Below are 1703 nucleotides of genomic sequence, written 5' to 3' on the forward strand. Positions count from 1 at the left end.
CGCTCTGGCGCTGTTCGACGCCGGGGCGTTCGCCTGTCACGACGGGCGCCTCGCGTCCGGCCAGCGTTCGATACCGCTCGCAGGCGTAAGCCGCCCTGGCGTCGTGATAACCGGGAATGCCGTGGCCGTGGAGGATCGCCCGCGCGACATTCAATTCCGAGTCCCTGGCGATCGCGACCTGGGCGTAGGTCTCGTGCGGGCCAATGAGATTCCGGGAACCAACCGGGCGCGCCGCCATAGCACTCCCGAGCGTCTCGCGCTGTAGCACGCCGACGGGTATCCAGCGTGGTGCGTCTCGGCCACCCTTGGTGCCCTCCTGCACGTTGATCCGCTCGTCGCGGTCCGCTGCTCGCTGCCAGCGATCCAGGTCCGCCTTTACCGCTTCTTCCCGGCGCACCCCGAAATCCAGCGCCAACGCCAGTACCGCCGCCGCCCTGGGCATGCCTGCCGCTTTCAAGGCGGCCGTCGCCTGAACGACGCGCTCGCGGTCCAGCGCGCCCGGCGCAACGGTGCGCACTTGCGAGCGTTCGCCGACGACTGCGGACGGCGACACGCGAACCTGATCGTCGCCCCGTAACGCGGCGAGCGTGACATTCACCGTCGAGATCAAATTCTGGCCGTATTGAATGCCGATGTCTTGGGCCTGAACGCGCGCGGCGACGTGCTGAGCGTAGCGTTCGGCGGTCGCCTGTTGATCCACCTTGGACAGGTCTTTGATGCCTTCTCCCTTGGCCCACTGCGCGAATTGATGCCAGCGGTCGCCATGTGCCGCGACCGATCCGTAATGCCCGTCGGCGTAATAGGCGCGCAGGGCTTCGCGCCCCGCATAAGCGAGGTTCTTGCCGAAGCCCAAATTCCGTGCGCTGGCATATTTCCCCATGGCAACTCCCATCGAGCGTTGAAAAAAATCCGCCATCTTTCCGCGAGAAACGGGTAAGTGATGACCTTGAAGCCCAAGGCTAGGCGATGGCGGTGGGCAGATTTGCGTCCTGCCGAGGACGTCGAAGACCGTTCTGCTTCCTTGCGTGGAGGTGGTCTGAACCTCTGAGGTCGCTCGCCCGTCCGCGTTGGCGGGGGACGTTGCGTCAGTGGCCTGGCGCGGTGAGACGACGACGGAAATAGCGTGGCGATAGACCTGCCGGGGTTCCGCCCCGGTGCCCACTAGACAGGCGTCTAGCGGTTTTAGTGTGGTGTTTTAGTGCTGGCTTAACGCTGTTAAAGCGAATGGAAACAAGCGATTGCTGGCGGCGGTCTTTGTGGACAAAGACCGCCGGGCGAGGTGGCGTCTGTGATCGTCGAGCGTGATCGAGGTTGGCGCCGGATGGCCCTGGGCGTTGCTCTCGACCATCGCGGTGTTTCCTGAACGGGACGGAAAATTCACGAGGGGGTGGACAGCCGACCGACATGCTGTCGACGTTCGTCCTGGAGGACGAGCTTTCTCGCGGAGAAATCGATGACCCTTGTTTCAGGGTGCGCGCTGGGTGCAGGACTGGATCTGGCTGGACGGGATGCAGGCGCGTCCGTGCGAAGCGAAGACCGGCGGCGCCGGTGGGTGACGATCAGCGAGCGCGAGGCGTGCCGATCCTGTACAGGGTTGCACGGGAGCGTTCACGTCGATCATGCCAGCGATTGCCGGCGGTTTTCCGCAGAGGACGGAGAACTCGACTGTTCTGACGCTTGACAGCGGACGGAGACGCGGTTGA

General features: G+C 64.5%; 2 protein-coding genes. Both read right to left on the reverse strand.

The annotated features are described in order from the left end of the window. On the reverse strand, positions 1 to 880 hold an 880-nt coding region (locus QZY07_RS14270), incomplete at its 3' end, for an integrase domain-containing protein (RefSeq protein ID WP_295403969.1). 585 nt (positions 881 to 1465) lie between these two features. After that, a partial coding sequence (locus QZY07_RS14275) for a hypothetical protein (RefSeq protein WP_295403971.1) occupies positions 1466 to 1703 on the reverse strand: 238 nt, incomplete at its 5' end.

Source organism: uncultured Thiocystis sp., from assembly GCF_903866365.1.
GTDB lineage: Bacteria > Pseudomonadota > Gammaproteobacteria > Chromatiales > Chromatiaceae > Chromatium.